The sequence below is a fragment of the Dyella sp. CR10 genome (assembly GCF_055814425.1).
Window position 1 is genome coordinate 2394083 of the sequence record NZ_CP185986.1, and the last position, 19049, is coordinate 2413131.

The following is a 19049-nucleotide window of genomic DNA, read 5'->3' on the forward strand; positions in this document are numbered from 1 at the left end:
CAGGTTCATCCCCGGGCGCGGGCTGCGTCAGATCGGCTGCGCCGACCGCTCCATCACTTCTTGTCGTCGCCCTTCACTTCCGTGAATTCGGCATCGACCACGTCGTCGGCGTGGGCCGACCCGCCCTGCGGACCGGCATGGGCGCCATCGGCCGCACCGCCAGCCGCACCGCCGCCCTGGGCAGCCGCATACAGCGACTGCGCGGCCTGCTCGAGCTTCTGGATCTTCGACTCGATGGCGTCCTTGTCGTCGCCGTCCTTCGCCTTTTCCAGCTCCGACAGCGCGCCTTCGATCGTGCTCAGCTCCCCCGGCACCTTGCCGCCGTGCTCCTTCAGCGCGCTGCGCGTGGCGTGCACCAGCTGGTCGGCCTTGTTGCGGGTGTTGACCAGTTCCTGGAACTTCTTGTCCTCTTCCTTGTGGGCTTCAGCGTCCGCGACCATGCGGGCGACTTCTTCCTCGGACAGGCCCGAGTTGCCCTTGACCTCGATCTTCTGTTCCTTGCCGGTCTTCTTGTCCTTGGCCGACACGTGCAGGATGCCGTTGGCGTCGATGTCGAAGGTCACTTCGATCTGCGGCATGCCGCGCGGCGCGGCGTCGATGCCGGTGAGGTCGAACTTGCCCAGCGACTTGTTGGCGCTGGCACGCTCGCGCTCACCCTGCAGCACGTGCACGGTCACCGCGGTCTGGTTGTCGTCGGCGGTGGAGAACACCTGCGACGCCTTGGTCGGCACCGTCGTGTTCTTCTCGATCAGCTTGGTCATCACGCCGCCCATGGTCTCGATGCCCAGCGACAGCGGGGTCACGTCCAGCAGCAGCACGTCCTTCACCGAACCGCCCAGCACGCCGCCCTGGATCGCGGCGCCCACGGCCACGGCTTCGTCCGGGTTGACGTCCTTGCGCGGCTCCTTGCCGAAGAAGTCCTTCACCGACTCCTGCACCTTGGGCATGCGGGTCTGGCCGCCGACCAGGATCACCTCGTCGATGTCCGACACGCGCAGGCCGGCGTCATTGAGCGCGGTGCGGCACGGATCGATGGTGCGCTTGATCAGGTCTTCCACCAGCGCTTCGAGCTTGGCGCGGGTCAGCTTGATGTTCAGGTGCTTCGGACCGGACGCGTCGGCCGTGATGTACGGCAGGTTCACTTCGGTCTGGTGGCTGGAGGACAGCTCGATCTTGGCGCGCTCGGCCGCATCCTTCAGGCGTTGCAGGGCCAGCGGATCCTTGCGCAGATCCATGCCCTGGTCCTTCTTGAACTCCTCGACGAGGTAGTCGATGACGCGCAGGTCGAAGTCTTCGCCGCCCAGGAAGGTGTCGCCGTTGGTGGCCAGCACCTCGAACTGCTTCTCGCCGTCGACGTCGGCGATCTCGATGATCGACACGTCGAAGGTGCCGCCGCCGAGGTCGTACACCGCGATCTTGCGGTCGCCGCCCTTCTTGTCCAGGCCATAGGCGAGCGCGGCCGCGGTCGGCTCGTTGATGATGCGCTTGACCTCGAGGCCGGCGATGCGGCCGGCGTCCTTGGTCGCCTGGCGCTGGCTGTCATTGAAGTAGGCCGGCACGGTGATCACCGCTTCGGTGACCGGCTCGCCGAGATAGTCCTCGGCGGTCTTCTTCATCTTGGCCAGCACCTTCGCCGAGATCTCCTGCGGCGCCTTGGTCTTGCCGTCGGCCTCTGCCACCCAGGCGTCGCCGTTCTCATGCGCGACGATGCCGTAGGGCACGATGTGCAGGTCCTTCTGGACTTCGGCATCGGTGAACTTGCGGCCGATCAGGCGCTTCACCGCATAGAAGGTGTTCTTGGGATTGGTCACGCTCTGGCGCTTGGCCGGAGCGCCCACCAGCCACTCGTTGTCCTTGGTGAGCGCCACGATGGACGGCGTGGTGCGATCGCCCTCCGCGTTCTCAATCACCTTGGTAGACGTACCGTCCATGATGGCGACGCACGAGTTGGTGGTACCCAGGTCGATGCCGATGATCTTGCCCATAGTTTGTGCTCCGAATCTCGATGCGGCCCCGCGGCCGCGCTGTTTTGTCAAATGGGGCTCTGCCTTGCCGATTCAACGTGCCGGCGAACCCTCATTGTCCGTTCTTGAAGCCTTCGGCGCGCGGCGTTCAGGCGCCCGCGCCGGGTACAGCGTCGTTCAGTCCTTGGCGACCGCGACCAGCGCGGGACGCAACAGACGATCATTCAGCACGTAGCCCTTCTGCAGCACGCTGACCACCGTGTTCGGCGCCTTGCCCGGCGCATCGACCATGCTCACCGCATGATGGCGTTCAGGGTCCAGCGGCTGGTCGACCGGGTCGACCTGCACGAGACCGTTGTTCTCGGCGATCTTGAGCAGCGACTTGAGGGTCATGGCGATGCCCTCGCGCACGCTGGCGACATCGCCGCCTTCCACCGCCAGGCCCATCTCCAGTCCGTCGTAGACCGGCAGCAGCTCGTTGAGCAGCTTCTCGTTGGCGAAGCGGCGTGCCTGCTCCAGGTCGCGATGCAGGCGGCGGCGCTGGTTTTCGATCTCCGCCTTTTCGCGCAGCACGGTGTCGCGCAGCTCCGAGTTGGCGGCTTCGAGTTCGGCGACCCGGGCCTTCAAGGCCTCGAGTTCGGCATGGCCCTGCGCGTCCGGCGCGTTGGCCTCGGGCGCCCCGCTGGGCACCTGCTGGTCGTTGTTCTGCATGAAAGACTCCAAAACCCAAACTTGGCCGGCACGGCGTGCCGACCCCCAACATTGCGCGGGCAACCCCGCCTCCCGGGGCGGTTATAAGGCCGTAGCGGCGCGATTCAAGGCGTCACTGAGCACGCCGGCCGTGGCCTGCACCACGGGGATCACCCGCTCATAGGCCATGCGGGTGGGTCCGATCACCCCGACCGCCCCCAGCACGCGCCCCTGGGCGCCATAGGTGGCCGTGACCACGCTGCAGCCATCCAGCGCCGCGAAACCCGACTCCTCGCCGATGAACAGCCGCACGCCAGGAGCCCTGGCGCAGACTTCCATCAGCTGCAGCAGTTCGTTCTTCTTCTGGAACGCCTCGAACAGCTCACGCAGGCGCTCCAGATTGGCCAGCTCGGCATACCCCATGAGGTTGGTCTGGCCGCTCACCAGCACATCGTCGCTGTCGCTTTCCGGTACGAATGAGGCCGCCGCCAGCTCCACCGCGCTGGACATCAGGCGGTTGAGTTCGCTGCTGGCCTCGCGCAGTTCGCGCAGCAGATGCGCTCGGATGTCGTCCAGGCGCAGGCCCGCGAAATGCGCATTGAGATAGTTGGCCGCCTGCTCCAGCTCCGCCGGCTCCAGCGGCTTGGCCAGCTGGATCACCCGGTTCTGCACCTGGTTGTCCGAGAACACCAGGATCACCAGCACCCGGGCGTCGGGCAGCGCGACGAAGTCGATATGGCGCAGCGGGAAATCGACCTGGCGCGGCACCGTCACCACGCCGGCGAAATGGGTCATCGCCGAGAGCAGGCTGGACACATTGCCGAGCAGATCGCGGGTGTTGGTGGGGCCGGCCGGCAGCTCGCGCTGCAGGCGGGCCATTTCCTCGTGCGGCAACGGCTGCAGCTCAATCAGGCTGTCCACGAACAGGCGCAGGCCGCGCGGCGTGGGCACGCGGCCGGCCGAGGTATGCGGCGAGGCGACCAGGCCGGCGTCTTCCAGGTCGGCCATGATGTTGCGGATGGTGGCGGGGCTGACGTCCAGCCCGGAGGACCGCGACAAAGTGCGCGAACCCACCGGCTCGCCGTCGGCCAGATACTGCGCGATCAGCGTGCGCAGCAGCCGCCGGGCGCGGATATCCAGGTCGTGAGCGAGTGGTCGAGACATGCGCGCTGTGGCAATCCGTGAGACGGATAAGAAATAAGGTTTGGTCCGGTAGTTTGCAAGAAAACCGGACCGGCGGGGGCTGGTCCCGGGGGCATTCGGGCCCGCTCCTCCCCGCCGAGGTCTGCCCTTACAATCCCCCGACTCTCCGACGCGACACCCCATGCTTACCTCGCTCTACGTCCGCCATTTCGCAGTAGTGGAAGAAGCCGAGATCGCCTTCGGCCCGGGCCTCACCGTGGTCAGCGGCGAGACCGGCGCCGGCAAATCGCTGCTGGTCGATGCCTTGATGCTGCTCGCCGGCGGCCGCGCCGACAGCGGCATGGTGCGCGCCGGCAGCGACCGCGCCGAACTGGCCGCCGAGTTCGACCTGGCCGCCCTGCCCGAGGCCCGCGACTGGCTGCGCGGCGAGGAGCTGGACGAAGAAGACGGCAACTGCCGCCTGCGCCGGGTGATCCGCGCCGAAGGCAGCTCGCGCGCCTGGATCAACGGCCGCCCCGCCAGCGCCAGCCAGCTCGGCGAGCTGGCCACCCTGCTGGTGGAGATCCACGGCCAGCACGAGCACCAGGCCCTGCTGTCCCGCACCCACCAGATGGCCCTGCTCGATGCCTACGCCGGCCACGACGATCTGCTCGCCCAGGCGCGCGACAGCGCCCTGCAATGGCGCGAAGTCGGTGCACGCATCCGCAAGCTGAGCGGCGGTGACGACCGCGAGCAGCGCCTGGAGCTGCTGCGCCACGAATCGGCCGAGCTGGAACAGTGGGCCCTGGCGCCCGCCGATCTGACCGAACTGGAAGCCAGCCACAAACGCCTGGCCAATGCCGGCCGCCTGGCCGAAGGCGCCTCCGGTGTGGCGGAGCTGATCGACGGCGACAGCGAATTGACGCTGACGCGCGCTCTCGCCCGCGCCCACGCGGAGCTGGACAAGCTCGGCACGCTCGACGACCGCCTCGCGCCGTTGCTGGAACTGCTCGACAACGCCGCCATCCAGATCGGCGAGGCCGCCGACGGCCTCAATCGCTACGCTCAAGACATCGACCTCGATCCCGAGCGCTATACCGAGGTGGATACCCACCTCACTCGCCTGCACGAACTGTCGCGCAAGCACCGCACCCCCGTGTCCGACCTGCATGAAAAAGCCGTCGCGCTGCGCACCGAGCTGACCGAATTGGAAGGCGCCGGCGACGCCCTCGAAAAACTCGCCGTGCAACGCGACCAGCTGCGCCGCGACCACGATGCCGCCGCCGCCAAGCTGAGCAAGTCCCGTTCGACCGCCGCCGCGAAACTAGGCAAGGAAGTGAGCGCGCTGATGGCCGAGCTGGGCATGGCCGGCGGCCAGCTGAAGGTCGAACTGGAACCGGCTGGCACCGACGAACCCGACCCGCAGGGCCGCGAGCGCTGCGAACTATTGGTCAGCGCCAATCCCGGCCAGCCGCCGCGCCCGCTGCGCAAAGTGGCCTCCGGCGGCGAACTGGCACGCATCAGCCTGGCCATCGAAGTGGCCACGCTGGGCAAGGACACCGTCGGCAGCATGGTGTTCGACGAAGTGGACACCGGCATCGGCGGCGCCGTCGCCGAGGTGGTCGGTCAGAAGCTGCGCGCCCTCGGCGGCCAGCGCCAGGTGCTGTGCGTTACCCACCTGCCCCAGGTCGCCGCGCAAGGACATGCCCATCTGCGCGTCAGCAAACAGAGTGACGGCGCCTCCACGCAGACCCGCATCGAGAAGCTCGACGCCACCGGTCGTCGTGACGAATTGGCCCGCATGCTGGGCGGCGTGGAAATCACCCGCGAAACCCGGGCGCATGCCAAGCAGATGCTCGATCGGGCGCAGACCGCCTGATCGGATGCCGTCCGGCGCGCCGGACGGCACGCGGCATCAGCCCTTTTCGCGACGCGGCAGCAACCCGCGCTCGCTGGCCATGCGGTAGAGATCCAGTTCCGAACCCGCGCCCAGCTTGCCCATCAGGCTGGCGCGATGGATGTAGACCGTCTTCTGGCCAATCCCCAGCTCGCCCGCCACCTGCTTGGGCGCACGGCCTTCGGCCAGCAGCAGGAACACTTCGCGTTCGCGGCTGGTGAGGCGGTTGATCGGATCCAGCGCCTCGCTGGGGCGCTCCGCGCGCCGCTGGCGCAGGTCGGAGCTGAGGAAGCACTCGCCCTGCATCACCGCGCGCAGGCCGGCCACCAGTTCTTCCGGCGCAACACCCTTGGTGACGTAGCCGCTGGCGCCGCGGCGCAGCGCCTCGGATACGTAGGGTTCGCCGTCGTGCATGCTCAGCACCACGATGCGGGTCTGGTCGGCCACGCTGCGCAGATGCTCGATCAGCGGCAGGCCGCTGCCGTCCGGCAGGGAGAGATCCAGCGCCACGAGATCCGGCCGGCGCTGGCTTACCGCTTCCACCGCATCGTCGGCGCTGCGGCACTCGGCCACCACCTCCAGATCCGGTTCCATTTCGATGAGCCGCTTGAAGCCTTCGCGGACGATGGCGTGGTCGTCGACCAGAACGATGCTGTACATGGAGGCAGACTGTATAGCAGCCCCGCGCCTTTGCGCAGGGGCTGCCGGCGTCCGGAATTCCCGGCGCCGCATGTACCATCGCCGGCATGCTTCAGAGACCCCTGTTCCTGCCCTGGGCCGGCATCCTCGCCTGCGTCGGCTACTTCCTGCTGTGGCTGCTGTTGTGGCCTACCGAGCAGCCCTATTGGATGCTGCCCTACGGGCTGCGCTTCGGCGCCCTGCTGCTGGCCCCGACGCGCCTTTGGCCCTGGCTGTTGCTGGCCGAACTGGCCGCGACCGGCCTGCTAGGCATGGCCCAGGGCTTCCCCGTCGGCTGGGATGGCTTCGTGCTGGGCGAACTGCCCGAGCCCCTGGTCGTGGTGCTGTGCCTGTGGCTGATGCGCCGCGCGCAACTGCACGTGAGCATGCGCGATCCGGAAGACGTCTCGCGCCTGTTGCTCTCCGCCGCCTTCACCGTGGCGGCCACCACCGTGGTCGATGCGGCCATCCTCGCGCTGGTGCACCAGCCGGCGTCCTCGGATCTGCTGGTGCGCGCACTCGGCCAGGATCTCCTGGGCAATTACGTAGGCACCCTGCTGGTGGTGCCGCTGATGATCATGTTGTTTCGCGCGCACCTGGAGCACCGCGCGCTGGCCAACCTGACCATGGACGGCCTGCTGGTCATGCTGCCGGCGCTGGCCATCCTGCTGCTGCTTTCCTCGCACCCGTCACCGCAGCCGCAGTTCGCGCGCATCCTGTCGCTGGCACCGGTGCTGTTCTTCGCTTTCCGCCATGGTTGGCGCGGCGCCAGCTTGGCCATGGTGATCTCCAGCCTGGGCATGACTCTGGTCGATCATTTCGCCGGCCGCCCCGCGCCCGAAGCGCCGGCGCAGCTGTTCCTCGCCGTGGCCGGTACGGGCGCACTGATGCTCGGCGCCGCCACCGATGCCCTGCGCCGCAGCAGCGAGCGCGTGGCCGAGCAGAATGTCTACCTCGCCGCTGTGAACCGCCGCCTCGACCAGCTCGCACGCCAGCTGCGCGACGCCGCACGCGGCAACCTGCAGGCGGAAGAAAACCAGCGCCGCCACATGGCCGCCGAACTGCACGACGAACTGGGTCAGAACCTCACCGCGATCCAGACCCATCTCAAGCTCGCCCAGGCGCGGCTGTCCACGGCCGGCATGGAAGACATCAGCGCCTCCATCAACGGCATCCTCGGCCACATGCGCCGCGCGCTGCATCGCTTGCTGGACGACCTGCGACCGGCGGTGCTGGATGAGTTCGGCCTGATGCGCGCGCTGGACGAAGGCCCGATCCGCGACCTGCTCACCACCGCCGGCGTGGCCTATCACACCGAACTGCACGGCGACCCGCGCCGGCTGGACGAAGACACCCGCACCGCGATCTATCGCCTCGTGCAAGAAAGCGCCACCAACGCGGTGAAGCACGCGCAAGCCTCCACCTTCCGCCTGCGCCTGCGCATCGGCGAACGCCAGGGCGGCGCGCTGGCGCTGATGGACATCCGCGACGACGGCGTCGGCCTGCCTTCGCGCATGCCGCGCGGCGGCCGTGGTCTGCAGGGCATGCGCGACCGCGTGACCTCGCTCGGCGGCACCTTCCGGCTGCGTCCGGAGTCGCAAGGCGTACACCTGCGCATCCTGCTGCGAAGCAGCAATGCCAACGGCTTCACGCCGCGGTTGTGAGCCGGTCCGAAAAGTTCCCACTCCTAGGAAATTTTCCAATACCGCCCCTGTGAACAGCTCGTTAGCATCCTTTCCATCGATGTGGGGGAGCCACCATCGCAAGATGGTGAGCCATGCCAACCGTGGGGACGGTGGGCATGAAGAACGGCAGGAAGCCGTTCCGCCGCTACCGGTGGCAACGCCTGACACACTGGCGAGCAATTCGCCCCGTCAGGAAGCCGATCGGTAACGGATCAGCCGCGGGATGGACAGGAGTCCATCCGCGGCTTTTTTTATGGGCGCCGCCCGAGGATGAACCTCTTCCAGCGCTTCTCGGCACCACGATCCGCCCGGCCCCGAGCCCTCTCCCCCAGAGAGGCAGCAAAAAGCCCGCCAATAAAAAAGGCCGGCGGCAACGCCACCGACCTTCTCCGGAACCTGCCGAACTCAGCGCCCGCGCGGCTTCGGCCGCACGTACAGCACCAGGCTGTGGTCCTCGATCACGTAGCCGTGCCGGGCCGCGATTTCGTGCTGGAGGCGTTCGATCTCCTCGCTGACGAACTCGATAACCTTTCCGCTGTCCACATCGATCATGTGGTCATGGTGCTTGCCGCGATCCAGCTCGTAGACGGCCTGGCCGCCCTCGAAGTTGTGTTTCACCACGATGCCGGCCGCCTCGAACTGGGTCAGCACGCGGTAGACGGTGGCCAGCCCGATGTCTTCCTGATGGGCAAGCAGCTTCTTGTAGATGTCCTCGGCGGTGAGGTGGTGAACCTCCTCCTCCTCGAGGATCTGCAGGATGCGCATGCGGGGGTGGGTCACTTTCAGCCCGGCTTTGCGCAGTTCCTTGGTTTCCTGTTCCATCGCTCGACTCCCAAGGCACACGGTGCCGCCAATTCGTTAGTGTATCATCCGCCACCTTCACGATCCGGACGCAACACGCATGCACAAGCTGATCCGCACGCTGGGTTTCGCCTTGCTGGGCCTGTCTCTGGCCAGCTGCCGACTCGTCTATACCCCCGACGTGCAGCAGGGCAACCTGCTCGACAAGAAGAACGTCGATCAGCTCAAGCCCGGCATGACCAAGCGCCAGGTGCTGGTGCTGATGGGTTCGCCCTCGGTGGCCACGCCCTTCGACCAGAACCGCTGGGACTACGTCTCCACCCAGCAGCACCGCGGCGGCCCGATCAAGGTGCGTACGCTCAGTCTGACCTTCAACAATGACAGCCTGGTGCGCACCGACGGTGATTTCTTCGCCGAAGACGCCAAGAAGCTGGTCGAAGAGCAGAAGAAGTTCCGCGCCGGCTACCCGGTCGACGAGAACGCCGGCGACAAGACCAAGACGCCGGAAGAGCAGAAGAAGGACAGCGGCGGCCCGTAAGCCTCAGCTGCCTGTGGCGCGCCGCCGGCGCGCCTCTTTCGGATCGAGCGTGAGCGGCCGGTAGATTTCTACCCGGTCGCCCGCTTCCAGCACCTGGTCAGGCGACGCCTTGCGGGAGAACACGCCCAGCCGCGCCGGGTCGACGCTCAAGCCAGGCACCTGCGACATCAGCCCCGACGCCTCGATCGCCTGCATCACCGTGGCGCCGGCCGGCAGCTCCACCGGCACGATCCACTGCCGCCCCGCCTCGGCGTAAGCCACTTCCACGGCGATCCGCTCAGCCATAGGTGCGTTCCGCCTCGCGGCAGAAGTCCTCGACCATGCGGCTGGCCAGGCCCTGAAAGCCGAGCCGGAGCGCGGTACCGCCCAGCTTGCCGGCATAGTCGAAATCGAGCGCAAAGTTGACCTTGCAGCCGGAGTCACCCAGGGCGACGAAGTCCCACACACCCTCAAGACTGCGGAACGGCCCGTCCACCAGGCTCATCTGCAAGCGGTGCGGCGGATCGACGGTATTGCGGGTGGTGAAGCTCTGGCGGAAACCGGCAAACTTGAGATCCAGCCGTGCCACCAGCATGTTCTCCCCACGTTCCAGCACCTCGGCGCCGGCACACCAGGGGAAACGCTTTGGGTATGCTTCAACCTCATTGACCAGGTCGAACATCTGCGCCGGGGAGTACTTCACCAGCGCGCTGCGGCGGATTTCGATCACATCAGCCTCTTCTTCGAATCATACGGTGCGGCCATCCGGCCGCATCGCCAACGGGGCCGTCGGCCCCGAAGTTTAGCGGACATGGCCAAGGCTAAGGACAAAGACAACAAAGGTACCGGCACCATCGCGCTCAACAAGCGCGCCCGCCACGAGTACCACATCGACCAGCGCTACGAGGCCGGCATCGCCCTGCAAGGTTGGGAGCTGAAGGCCCTGCGCGCCGGCCGCATCAATTTCGGCGACAGCTACGCGGTGGTGCTCAAGGGCGAGATTTTCCTCGTCGGCACGTCCATTCCGCCGCTCATCAGCGCCTCGACGCATGTCGTCGCCGAGGATCGGCGCACGCGCAAGCTGCTGCTGCACAAGGCCGAGATCGATCAGCTGGTCGGCGCGGTCGAGCGCAAGGGCTACACCATGGTGCCCATCGCGATGTACTGGAAGGGCAACAAGGTCAAGGTCGAAATCGGCCTGGCGCGCGGCAAGCAGGCGCACGACAAGCGCGATGCCGAGAAAGAGCGCGACTGGCAACGCGAGAAGCAGCGCACCATGCGTGCGCACAACCGCGCCTGAGGTCACCCCTCAGGCCAGCCCCAGCCTCATCGCATCGCTCGACGGCCGGAAGCCATGGCGCTCGTACAACCCGCGCGCGCGCGCATTGGCGTGCAGAGTCAGCGCGTCGATGCCCTGCTCCCGTGCCGCCGACCCCACTGCCGCCAGCAGCGCCGTCCCCACGCCGCTCTGGCGCTGCGCCGGCTTCACGTAAACGTTGAGCAGGTACCAGCCCTGCCCCGTCGGGTAGTTCGCCGATGGCATGTGCGGATAGGGATTGACCGCCGCACTGCCGATCACCCGTCCCTCCTGCTCCGCCAGCCAGGCATGCAGCCGACCGGCCTGCAACGCGGTTTCGATCCAGTCGCGCAGGTGATCCGAAAAGCCATCCGGCAAGTGCTGCCCCATTTCCTCGAGAAAGGCACAGCGCAGCTCCGTCAGGATGCCCGCATCGCCCTGTACCGCCAGACGAACTCTGGTCATGCGCTTTCCCCTGTGCTTTTCGCGGTGAAGGTGGCGGAAGTCGAACCCGCGTCCGTGGGCCAACGATAACGGCAGAGTGCAGTTCATCCGCAAGCTTGAAGTGGCATGCCGCGGCTCCATATACTGTTGCGTTCCAGCAATCTTTTCCCCGGGGGTGTCCTGGCTTCGACGGGGGTAGTGAGATGGCTTGGTGCATGCCGAGGGGGCGACTTTCCTCGTAAATCCAGTTGCAAACTCATAGTTGCCAACGACGACAACTACGCTCTGGCCGCTTAAGGCCTAGCCCCGAACCCACTTGTGCCTGTGCTCGTGGATGTAGGGTCACTATCACAGGATCGCCCGAAGCTGCCGCCTGTCGGTCAGGGTTAAATCAAGCAGGCTGGTCCTTCGATGCGCTTCGCACACTGTGCTGTCGCGGGACGAGATTCAACGGTGAGCTAAGCATGTAGTACCGGGCGTCAAGCGCCTTCGGACGCGGGTTCGACTCCCGCCACCTCCACCAACAAAGCGTCCACGGACGTACCAAAAAGGCCGGAAACCCTAGCAATAGCGAAAGGTTCCGGCCTTTTTCTTGTCCGGTGAGGTCCCATAAGATTCCTTGAAAGCCGAGGGCAACTGGGAGCAGCACGGATGTCACTGCCACGGCCGGGCGCTTCAACATCGGCGTTGCTACGGTCTGCCGCATGCTGCAAGAACCAGCCTGAACTATATGAATCAATAATCGCGGAGTGTCCGCTTCCGACCCAGAGCGGACCTAAGCTCTCCAGGGAGCTGTGAGCAACGGTCCAATTGTGCATGCCGCGGCGTTGATCCGTGTTCGCAGCAAGCGGTGCAGATCATCCCGAGGGGAGATGGGCTTGAAAACACCGGACGAATTTGCGGAAGTGATGAATGGAAGGGGCGCACTTTCTTCTGGAGACATCAACGGCTCCCAAGCCACCCTTGGCACGGCGAGCAAACACTACTGCCCGCGCCCCCAATCGCGCCTGCTGAACACCCTGGCGCTCCTGGTCTGCGGTGGCGTGGCGCTGTGGGAGGCGTGGCGAGGTCTGAGCAACCACCATCCGCTGCTGGCTGGCATCTTCGCTTCAGGCGCCGCGGTCGCCATCACCGGGCTGGCGTATGTGGCCACGGTCCGGGTGATTATTGATGATCGAACGTTCGTACGCACTTGGCTCGTGGGTCGGCGGGTCATCGTATTGGAGGACATCGCCCAGCTTGGCCTCGTCCAATACAGGGGCACGGTGTCACTGCTCGTTCGGAGAAGTCGATGGCGCCAACTGTCGCTCAGCAGTGATACGTTCGACTGGCAAGATGTGCGCTGTATGCACCGCGACATTCTGCTAGCCCTGGGCTTGGACACCGAGCCTATGTGGCCGACGGCCCCACGCTGGCTTGGCATGCTCGACGTGGCCGCGGTGCTGAGCTACCGGCGCTTTCAGGCGGAGATGCAAGGAAGCGATGGCGGGCCGGCTCTGCAATAACGAAGCCCAAGAAGGGACACGGCCGCATTCGGATCGAAGACCCAAGCGTAAGGTCCGCATCCGACCCGTAGCGGACCTTACGGAACACATAAACTTGGCGAGGCTTTGGATGAATTCTGTCCGCGAACTGATGCTTGAGGGTGTAGCGCCAAGTGCAGCCCTGCGCTGCATCTATGGCGACGTGAATGCCTCCGACCTGATCACCAAGCTTGACGACGAATTCAACGGCATACCATCTGGGGTGGTCATGGCGATAGCAAACTGGAATCGCGGAAGGATCGCAGGTCGTGAAGGCATGGGCTTAACCGATTCTCAGTTTGACGAGGCCGTTACGCCGCTTCTATCCAGACTAATTGGATCTAAATAGCAAGTTAAAAGGGTTCGCTTCCGACCCGTAGCGGACATTAGTCATTCTGGCGTTTTGGCATATGGGGTGATCTTGGTTCGACTTGAGCCAGCCCAGTTTTGGAACTGAACCGACCACGGATGAGGATCGCTTGATGACTGCTCATAGAATTCTGCTGAGAACGGCCTGGGTATTTGTTGGGGCCGCCGTAAGCGTCTGCCTGACGACTGTTTCCGCGGCAGAGCCAACGGAAGCACAGCTGGTTGGCACATATCAGGTGATCATCTGCCGTGGCCCTTGCTCCTTTGCGAGCGTAAAGAACGCAGTGATCGAGGGAACCTTTGTTCTTCTTGCTGACAGGTTGGAGCGCTCGGAAGGAGAAAATCTCGACACCGGATTCCAACCGATCCTGTCGAGAGGGAACGCGAACGGCTGCTACCTCCTTCGGCGCTTGTCTGGCAGCGGCTATGTCGGCTACGCCAATACGCGCGGACCAGCGCTGACCGTATGGTCACAAAAGAGTGATGAGCTGCATTTATCTCTTTTTCGATCGACGGACGCCGGATACGAGGTGGTTTTGCGAGAGGACAAAGGAGCGCTTTCGGGGACAGGTCAATCATGGGGAGCCGGTGTGGCCGAACCTGAAGACAAAACTATGGATCAGGTGATTGCACGTCGAGTTGGTTCCGCTGAGATCGGGGCCTGCGGCTTCGGAGCAAAGCGGGATTTGTAGGTTGGCTAAGGTCCGCTTTCGACTGCGACTTCAGCCGGTCAACGCAACACACTATCGACGCGCAAGCGGAAGGAGTGTTGCATGCTTACCGCACGGTTGGTTGATCAAGTACAAGGAGGGGCCTGTGAAAGCACTGACTTCTTTTGGATCGTCGTTCCTTTGCGCACTAGCTACCGTAATCGCACTGATGCTCGTGTTCAGGTTTTTTGACTCTCATGCACTCAAGCCGTTGGTTGCTGTTGGCATTGCCACAGGTATCGGGCTATCCAATGCCGTCCGTGCTTGGAAAGGGTTGTCCTTGAATACCTTTGCTTTGCTAGTCGCTGTCCTGGTGTCGCTTGGGTCGGCAGTGGGTAATTGGTTCTCAAACGGATAGAAGTCGTTGAGCAAACGGGGGACGTCCGCTTCCGAGCCATTGCAGACATCAACGAAAGCCTTATCAGGGATGAGACATTGGAACTTTTGCCACAAGACCAAGAGCTCCTCCGCAGAATCGACGAAGTCCTCCACTATGTGTGGGATCCGATTGGCGTTGCTGGCGTACCACAAGCCAGGGACGAATATAGAAGCTATGTGCCCCACGTATTTCAGCTCCTAAAGGGCACCGTCGACGGAAGGGACGTCGCCGATTACTTGCTGTGGTTGAGCACAGAGCATATGGGAATGGGACCGAACCCAAGTCACGATACCGAGGTGGTTGACGTACTCTTGGCATGGCGCGAGCGCCTTAGAACGTGAGCTCAGAAGGTCCGCTTCCGACCCATTTCGGACCTAAGGAAAGAGGCCGACCGATGCAGCTACATGTCGTCTATACAAAGGAAGGCGTCTACCTTTCCAAGCGCGACTACCCTTCTTGGCGGGAGATTCAAGACGCCTTTGAGGGCTACATGGCTTCCGAGGGGCCATGGAATACGGAGGCCATGGTGGAGGCGCTCACGCTCGAATACTCGGGTCTCCAGCCGTCGGCGCAACACCAGGTGGAAGCCTTTCTCGAATCGCCAGATATGGTGCGGTTAGTGACGTTCGGGGACGAGGGGCCGAATCACCCTCCGAGCCACAAGAGCTGAAGCGGTAGCAAAATGCGGCGTCCGCTCCCGACCCATAGCGGGCCCAGTGCAAAGCTGCTATTTGTTCGACGCCTAGGCGCCGATTAGGAGTAAGGGATGAATTGGAAAGGATTGTCTTGGCTACCACTTCTTTTCTGCCTTCCAGCGTTCACCGCGGCGGCACCAAGCGATAGTGAAGTCATCAGAACGAATCATTCCTTCGCGCCAGTTACGTTCGCCATAGGTTGCAGCGCTACGACTCGGAGTGAAGATAGACGCGATTTGAAACGCTCCGCGCGTGCTGTGGGCTATATGCAACAAGTCGAATGCATTGACATAGGTAAGCAAGTAGAGGGCGCGAAGCTAATCGCGATAGCTATTGGCAAGAACGAGAAGCTCGACCTGTTCGATGTAATCCTGAAGCTCGATCCGGGCAGTGCTCTGAAGCTCGAAAAACTTACAGATCACGGAAATCCACAACCAATAGTACTGTCGGTAAAGCAAGAAGCTGTCGTAGCAAGCTTTATCCAGGTCCCCTTTCATGGGGACAAGTTCTGGATATCCGCAAATACGTTGGATGACGCTCGGAAGACGGCGGATTTGTTCGACAACTAGGATTTCGCGAGGTCCGCTTCCGACCCGAAGCGGACATTCCCATGCAAGCGAAAAACTCGGTGCGGTAGGAGGGGTGAATGCCGACATTTGTGCTGGTTTTTCTTTGGATAGGCGCGATCGTTTCGCTGATAGGTACGTGGGTAACCTGCTCGATGCTCATTTTACGGCTAAGGGAGGGCTTCCCGAACGTGTACGCCAAGATCGGCTCACCCAGCGCGCTCTCAAGAAAAGCTGAATTTCTTTGGCAACTGAAGGCTCATGAAAGTGAGCTCAACCCGGATACGGTCAGGCTCAAGAAGATGAGCGTGCGCTTCGTTCTAGCATTTACGGGATTTGTACTCGTCTTTGTCGGAAGCGTTATAGCTAGCGCCCTCACCGGTGGTCTATAACGCTTTCCTCCAAGAAATGCGCACGGTTCCGATGTCCGCTTTCGACCGGAAGCGGACGTGGAGATGATCATCCTCACTTCGCCGTACAACTCTGCCAGGGACCATAAGCATGAAGTTTGGTGATTTCGAAAAGTCGGCGCTGCAGCTAAACGAACTCTACGAACAGCTTGAAATCAAAAAGTGGGGGCGCGTCTGGACAACAGCAGAGCTTGCACTTGGTTTCGTAGGGGATGTTGGCGATCTCGCAAAACTGATCCAGGCAAACGCAGGTGTCCGGGATATCGATAACCTCAAAGCTAAGCTTGGGCACGAACTTTCGGACTGCTTATGGTCAATCATCGTTCTTGCAAACAAGTGTGGTATCGATCTGGAGGCGGAGTTCGTCAGAAACACCCAAGAATTAACCGAACACGTGTCTGGCCAGCTAAGCGCGTAGTCGAAGGTCATATGTCCGCTCTCGCCCCATAGCGAGCTCGGTGCGGGGCCGCCCCCCCCCTTTCCGACAAACGCAGCCAGGGTGATCTATCCGCGAAATCAGGGATGACCAGACTGCCGTTGCGCGGAACCGGAGGATGTCGGATCGAACACCAGAGTCAGAGCAACCCCTGACCCGAGCGCGGTATCCAGAGCCAGCTCGCTGCCGAGCCGAGCCGCGCGTTGGCGCAGACTGACGAGCCCGACGCCGCCTTCCCGGTCGAGGTGCGGGCGAGTGGGGTCGAAGCCACGGCCGTTGTCGCGCACATCGACATGCAGCGTCGCATCGACATATCGCACGGTGACGTCGACGCGGCTGGCGCCGCTGTGTTTGAGCACGTTGGTCAGTGATTCCTGCAACAGGCGCAGCAAGTCGAGGCTGCGCGCAGGACCGAGGCGCAGCCCCTCGAGGCTTTCCATCTGCCAGCGGCTATCGATGCCGGCCATCTCCAGGCGTTGGGTCCAGCGATGGCGTAGCGGAGCCAGTAGACCGGAAAGGTCGGTGTCCTGTGCATGAGTGGTGGTGTCGATCACCAGGCGCAGATCGTCGCGCAACTCCTTCAACGCGGCGACGGTGCGCACGGCATCGGGCGACGGTGGCGATTGCTCCAGCGTGGCGATGGCGCCGAGCAGGCTGCCGCCAAAACCGTCGTGTAAATCGCGCACCAGATTCAGGCGCTCGCCGATACGGGTATTGCTCAGGGCCAGATCGTGCTCTCGCGCCAGCGTCTGGGTGAGCTGGCGGGTGGCCGTCTCCACTTCAAGCTGCAGTTCGGCGTTGAAGCCCTCCACACGACGCATGGCCATGGCAAAGCGATACGCCAGGACGAAGCCCATGCCGATCAAGGTGAGTGGCGAGGTGAACGCGAGCAGATAGACACTGCTGCGTATCCATCCGTAGAACAGCAGAAAATCATGTATCGACGTCAGCACCTGCACCAGCATGCACGCGGCCAGCACCAATCGATCCGCGCGAGGGCGACGCAGGGCGTGCCAGAGGAAGGCTAGCGTGGCCGTGTAGTAAATGATGCCGCCGACGATCGTCCACCAGCTGCGATTCGACCCCATGGTCACCGGCATCCATAGCGCGGCGATGATGGAGAGCAGCGAAACGGCCAGCAGGATGCCTTCGAAGCGCGGCATGCGGCGTTCGCGATAACGCAGCAAGAACACCATGAAGGTGACGCTTGCGGAGAAATACAGGGCGATATTGAACGCTTGCCAGGCGTGCGTGCTGGCGAAGGGCCAGATGTCGGTGGCTAGGTAGTTCCAGTTGTAGCCGGCAGACAGCAAGGTGCTGAAAGCGAACCAGCCGAAGACCGTGTCCTTGCGGCGCAGCAGCCAAAGCATCAAAAACAGCGAGCCCAGCACCATCCCTACGGCCTGATCGAACACCTGCACGTTGTGCCGCCAGAACACACCCTGTTCAAAGCGCGCCTGCACCGCATACGGCGTACCCACCGCTACCGTTCCGAAGCCGGGTTGATAGGCGGCCAGACCGGAGACGCGCACCAGCAGCGTGTTTTCTCCGGGATGCAGCAGCGGTCGGTCGAGCAGAAAATACTGCGGCGAGGTCCAGCTGCGGGATAGCGGCTCGGTGAGATGCGCGTCGCGATGGATCAGGCTTCCGTTGATATAGACCGCGTCGGCCAGGCATACGTAGTCGACCAGCAGGCCCACGGGCATCTCGCCATCGGCCTGATTCCAGCGCACCCGATACCACACCACACCATCGTGATGCGGCCAGCGCGCATCCCAGAAGTCGATCAGTTTGACCGGTGTCCAGCCGGTGGTGGGCGGCGCCTTGCTGTCCCAGTCGGCGCGTACGGCTTCCGCCTGATCGATAACCTGGAGCGTGGCGGTGGTGGACGGCCGGTGCGAGCACGCGGCCAGCAATATCAACAGGCCGATGCCCAGCCAGAGACGAAAGCGGTTCAATGCAGCAGACCCAATACCTTGGCTTCGAACACGGCGGCGGTGCGGGAGCCGACGGCCAGTTTGCGGTAGATGCTCTTGGTGTAACTCTCGATGGTGAAGCGCGACAGGCCGGTCAGCTCGGCGATCTCTCGATTGCTGAAACCACGCGCGACCAGCCGAAGGACCTCGGACTCGCGTTCCGACAAGGTCTCGCCCGTGGCGGAGGCCGTAGGTGGTGCGGGCGCCGCCGGCTCATCCGCGGTGCCCAGCAGGGCCAGGATGCGCCGGGCAACAAAGGGGTCGATGGGTGCGCCACCGCGCTGGATGCTCTGCAACGCCATCGCCAGCTCGGCATCCTCGCGCTCTTTCAGCAGGTAACCGATAGCTCCCGCGCGCAGAGCGGTCAGCACGGTTTCCTCATCGCCCCATGCGGAGATAACCAAGGCGGGCACCTGCGGACGATGGGTGCGCAACCAGGCGATCAGCTCGATGCCGTTGCCGTCGGGCAGGCCGATGTCGACCAGGGCCATGCGGATGGCGTCGTTCTCCAGGCACGACTTCGCCTCGGCGAGGCTGCCAGCGAAGACGGGGGGCGCAACAGCACCCGGCTGCTCGGCGAGCAGCCGTGCCAGGCGCAACCGCATGGCTGGATCGTCTTCGACGACCAGCGCCGGGCTCAAAGCAATGGCTTCCCCTGTCGTCCCCATCATCGCGACTCGTACCCCTGTGGACGCAATTATGCGCCAACAGCGTGGCGACTTCGGGTCGCAGGCGAATTCTGCCCTTAGACGGCATCTGGCTGGGCTGCAAGGACGTATACCCCCGAAATCGGGGATACCCCCTCTGTTTGCCGCATGCCTAACTGATCGCACTTAAAAAATGCGGGACGGGGGAGATAACGCCATGTGCAGCACGAGGACACGGCGATT

General features: G+C 63.7%; 21 protein-coding genes and 1 other RNA gene. 12 read left to right on the plus strand and 10 right to left on the minus strand.

Translation table 11 applies throughout. The annotated features are described in order from the left end of the window. Positions 1–53: 53 nt before the first annotated feature. The 3 genes from dnaK to hrcA all read right to left on the minus strand — a co-directional run bounded on the left by dnaK (position 54) and on the right by hrcA (position 3818). Entirely contained in the window at positions 54–1985 is a 1932-nt protein-coding gene (gene dnaK / locus ACNR9O_RS10630) for a molecular chaperone DnaK (protein ID WP_473680743.1), read from the minus strand. Between the two features lie 156 nt (positions 1986–2141). Beyond that, the gene (grpE, locus tag ACNR9O_RS10635) at positions 2142–2675 is read right to left on the minus strand and encodes a nucleotide exchange factor GrpE (RefSeq protein WP_473680741.1); all 534 of its coding nucleotides are present in this window, start codon (positions 2673–2675) and stop codon (positions 2142–2144) included. Between the two features lie 81 nt (positions 2676–2756). Further along, on the minus strand, positions 2757–3818 hold the full coding sequence (gene hrcA / locus ACNR9O_RS10640) for a heat-inducible transcriptional repressor HrcA (RefSeq protein ID WP_473680739.1): 1062 nt from the start codon (positions 3816–3818) through the stop codon (positions 2757–2759). A gap of 160 nt (positions 3819–3978) precedes the next feature. On the opposite strand from hrcA, the gene recN reads away from it, so the two are divergent. Further along, a complete protein-coding gene (gene recN / locus ACNR9O_RS10645) occupies positions 3979–5655 on the plus strand; it encodes a DNA repair protein RecN (protein ID WP_473680737.1) in 1677 nt (558 codons plus the stop codon). A gap of 36 nt (positions 5656–5691) precedes the next feature. On the opposite strand, the gene ACNR9O_RS10650 is transcribed toward recN, so the two are convergent. Continuing rightward, on the minus strand, positions 5692–6333 hold the full coding sequence (locus ACNR9O_RS10650) for a response regulator (protein ID WP_473680735.1): 642 nt from the start codon (positions 6331–6333) through the stop codon (positions 5692–5694). A gap of 86 nt (positions 6334–6419) precedes the next feature. On the opposite strand from ACNR9O_RS10650, the gene ACNR9O_RS10655 reads away from it, so the two are divergent. Further along, the gene (locus tag ACNR9O_RS10655; protein ID WP_473680733.1) at positions 6420–8015 is read left to right on the plus strand and encodes an MASE1 domain-containing sensor histidine kinase; all 1596 of its coding nucleotides are present in this window, start codon (positions 6420–6422) and stop codon (positions 8013–8015) included. A 426-nt stretch (positions 8016–8441) separates the two neighbouring features. On the opposite strand, the gene fur is transcribed toward ACNR9O_RS10655, so the two are convergent. Next, positions 8442–8858 carry a ferric iron uptake transcriptional regulator gene (gene fur / locus ACNR9O_RS10660; protein ID WP_473680731.1) on the minus strand — a complete coding sequence of 139 codons (417 nt, stop codon included), beginning with the start codon at positions 8856–8858 and terminating at the stop codon, positions 8442–8444. A 79-nt stretch (positions 8859–8937) separates the two neighbouring features. Here fur and ACNR9O_RS10665 point away from each other — a divergent pair, with 79 nt between their 5' ends. Beyond that, the gene (locus ACNR9O_RS10665) at positions 8938–9375 is read left to right on the plus strand and encodes an outer membrane protein assembly factor BamE (RefSeq protein WP_473680729.1); all 438 of its coding nucleotides are present in this window, start codon (positions 8938–8940) and stop codon (positions 9373–9375) included. Positions 9376–9378: 3 nt separating this feature from the next. Here the strand turns inward: ACNR9O_RS10665 and ACNR9O_RS10670 are convergent, their stop codons facing one another. Together ACNR9O_RS10670 and ACNR9O_RS10675 are read right to left on the minus strand one after the other, a co-directional pair. Then, a complete protein-coding gene (locus tag ACNR9O_RS10670) occupies positions 9379–9660 on the minus strand; it encodes an RnfH family protein (RefSeq protein ID WP_473680727.1) in 282 nt (93 codons plus the stop codon). Then, positions 9653–10084, minus strand: a complete 432-nt coding sequence (locus ACNR9O_RS10675; protein ID WP_473680725.1) for a type II toxin-antitoxin system RatA family toxin — start codon at positions 10082–10084, stop codon at positions 9653–9655. Before ACNR9O_RS10675 ends, ACNR9O_RS10670 begins: the two co-directional genes overlap by 8 nt. 81 nt (positions 10085–10165) lie before the next feature. Here ACNR9O_RS10675 and smpB point away from each other — a divergent pair, with 81 nt between their 5' ends. After that, the gene (gene smpB / locus ACNR9O_RS10680) at positions 10166–10654 is read left to right on the plus strand and encodes an SsrA-binding protein SmpB (protein ID WP_473680723.1); all 489 of its coding nucleotides are present in this window, start codon (positions 10166–10168) and stop codon (positions 10652–10654) included. Between the two features lie 9 nt (positions 10655–10663). On the opposite strand, the gene ACNR9O_RS10685 is transcribed toward smpB, so the two are convergent. Further along, positions 10664–11116 (minus strand): GNAT family N-acetyltransferase, encoded by a 453-nt coding sequence (locus ACNR9O_RS10685; RefSeq protein WP_473680721.1) that lies wholly within the window; start codon positions 11114–11116, stop codon positions 10664–10666. A 150-nt stretch (positions 11117–11266) separates the two neighbouring features. Between ACNR9O_RS10685 and ssrA the strand changes: the two genes are divergently transcribed. The 8 genes from ssrA to ACNR9O_RS10725 all read left to right on the plus strand — a co-directional run bounded on the left by ssrA (position 11267) and on the right by ACNR9O_RS10725 (position 16165). Then, positions 11267–11618, plus strand: a transfer-messenger RNA (tmRNA) gene (gene ssrA, locus ACNR9O_RS10690). A 355-nt stretch (positions 11619–11973) separates the two neighbouring features. Continuing rightward, complete coding sequence (locus ACNR9O_RS10695) at positions 11974–12600, plus strand: hypothetical protein (protein WP_473680719.1); 627 nt, start codon at positions 11974–11976, stop codon at positions 12598–12600. A gap of 109 nt (positions 12601–12709) precedes the next feature. Next, complete coding sequence (locus ACNR9O_RS10700) at positions 12710–12967, plus strand: hypothetical protein (RefSeq protein WP_473680717.1); 258 nt, start codon at positions 12710–12712, stop codon at positions 12965–12967. Between the two features lie 133 nt (positions 12968–13100). After that, a complete protein-coding gene (locus ACNR9O_RS10705) occupies positions 13101–13679 on the plus strand; it encodes a hypothetical protein (protein ID WP_473680715.1) in 579 nt (192 codons plus the stop codon). 791 nt (positions 13680–14470) lie between these two features. After that, positions 14471–14746, plus strand: a complete 276-nt coding sequence (locus tag ACNR9O_RS10710; protein ID WP_473680714.1) for a hypothetical protein — start codon at positions 14471–14473, stop codon at positions 14744–14746. A gap of 96 nt (positions 14747–14842) precedes the next feature. Next, positions 14843–15340, plus strand: a complete 498-nt coding sequence (locus ACNR9O_RS10715) for a hypothetical protein (protein WP_473680712.1) — start codon at positions 14843–14845, stop codon at positions 15338–15340. A gap of 77 nt (positions 15341–15417) precedes the next feature. Beyond that, positions 15418–15729, plus strand: a complete 312-nt coding sequence (locus ACNR9O_RS10720) for a hypothetical protein (RefSeq protein ID WP_473680710.1) — start codon at positions 15418–15420, stop codon at positions 15727–15729. 109 nt (positions 15730–15838) lie between these two features. Next, positions 15839–16165, plus strand: coding sequence for a nucleotide pyrophosphohydrolase (locus ACNR9O_RS10725; RefSeq protein ID WP_473680708.1), 327 nt, complete (start codon positions 15839–15841; stop codon positions 16163–16165). Positions 16166–16263: 98 nt separating this feature from the next. Here ACNR9O_RS10725 and ACNR9O_RS10730 read toward each other — a convergent pair whose 3' ends face one another. Next, on the minus strand, positions 16264–18141 hold the full coding sequence (locus ACNR9O_RS10730) for a sensor histidine kinase (RefSeq protein WP_473680706.1): 1878 nt from the start codon (positions 18139–18141) through the stop codon (positions 16264–16266). Further along, positions 18138–18830, minus strand: a complete 693-nt coding sequence (locus ACNR9O_RS10735) for a response regulator transcription factor (protein ID WP_473700725.1) — start codon at positions 18828–18830, stop codon at positions 18138–18140. The genes ACNR9O_RS10730 and ACNR9O_RS10735 overlap by 4 nt, the downstream gene beginning before the upstream one ends. Positions 18831–19049 lie beyond the last annotated feature (219 nt).

Excerpts from the sequence above, each read along its gene's own strand:
- dnaK (WP_473680743.1), bottom strand. The coding sequence starts at position 1,985 with ATGGGCAAGATCATCGGCATCGACCTGGGTACCACCAACTCGTGCGTC.
- grpE (WP_473680741.1), bottom strand. The coding sequence starts at position 2,675 with ATGCAGAACAACGACCAGCAGGTGCCCAGCGGGGCGCCCGAGGCCAAC.
- hrcA (WP_473680739.1), bottom strand. The coding sequence starts at position 3,818 with ATGTCTCGACCACTCGCTCACGACCTGGATATCCGCGCCCGGCGGCTG.
- recN (WP_473680737.1), top strand. The coding sequence starts at position 3,979 with ATGCTTACCTCGCTCTACGTCCGCCATTTCGCAGTAGTGGAAGAAGCC.
- ACNR9O_RS10650 (WP_473680735.1), bottom strand. The coding sequence starts at position 6,333 with ATGTACAGCATCGTTCTGGTCGACGACCACGCCATCGTCCGCGAAGGC.
- ACNR9O_RS10655 (WP_473680733.1), top strand. The coding sequence starts at position 6,420 with ATGCTTCAGAGACCCCTGTTCCTGCCCTGGGCCGGCATCCTCGCCTGC.
- fur (WP_473680731.1), bottom strand. The coding sequence starts at position 8,858 with ATGGAACAGGAAACCAAGGAACTGCGCAAAGCCGGGCTGAAAGTGACC.
- ACNR9O_RS10665 (WP_473680729.1), top strand. The coding sequence starts at position 8,938 with ATGCACAAGCTGATCCGCACGCTGGGTTTCGCCTTGCTGGGCCTGTCT.
- ACNR9O_RS10670 (WP_473680727.1), bottom strand. The coding sequence starts at position 9,660 with ATGGCTGAGCGGATCGCCGTGGAAGTGGCTTACGCCGAGGCGGGGCGG.
- smpB (WP_473680723.1), top strand. The coding sequence starts at position 10,166 with ATGGCCAAGGCTAAGGACAAAGACAACAAAGGTACCGGCACCATCGCG.
- ACNR9O_RS10685 (WP_473680721.1), bottom strand. The coding sequence starts at position 11,116 with ATGACCAGAGTTCGTCTGGCGGTACAGGGCGATGCGGGCATCCTGACG.
- ACNR9O_RS10700 (WP_473680717.1), top strand. The coding sequence starts at position 12,710 with ATGAATTCTGTCCGCGAACTGATGCTTGAGGGTGTAGCGCCAAGTGCA.
- ACNR9O_RS10705 (WP_473680715.1), top strand. The coding sequence starts at position 13,101 with ATGACTGCTCATAGAATTCTGCTGAGAACGGCCTGGGTATTTGTTGGG.
- ACNR9O_RS10710 (WP_473680714.1), top strand. The coding sequence starts at position 14,471 with ATGCAGCTACATGTCGTCTATACAAAGGAAGGCGTCTACCTTTCCAAG.
- ACNR9O_RS10715 (WP_473680712.1), top strand. The coding sequence starts at position 14,843 with ATGAATTGGAAAGGATTGTCTTGGCTACCACTTCTTTTCTGCCTTCCA.
- ACNR9O_RS10720 (WP_473680710.1), top strand. The coding sequence starts at position 15,418 with ATGCCGACATTTGTGCTGGTTTTTCTTTGGATAGGCGCGATCGTTTCG.
- ACNR9O_RS10725 (WP_473680708.1), top strand. The coding sequence starts at position 15,839 with ATGAAGTTTGGTGATTTCGAAAAGTCGGCGCTGCAGCTAAACGAACTC.
- ACNR9O_RS10735 (WP_473700725.1), bottom strand. The coding sequence starts at position 18,830 with ATGATGGGGACGACAGGGGAAGCCATTGCTTTGAGCCCGGCGCTGGTC.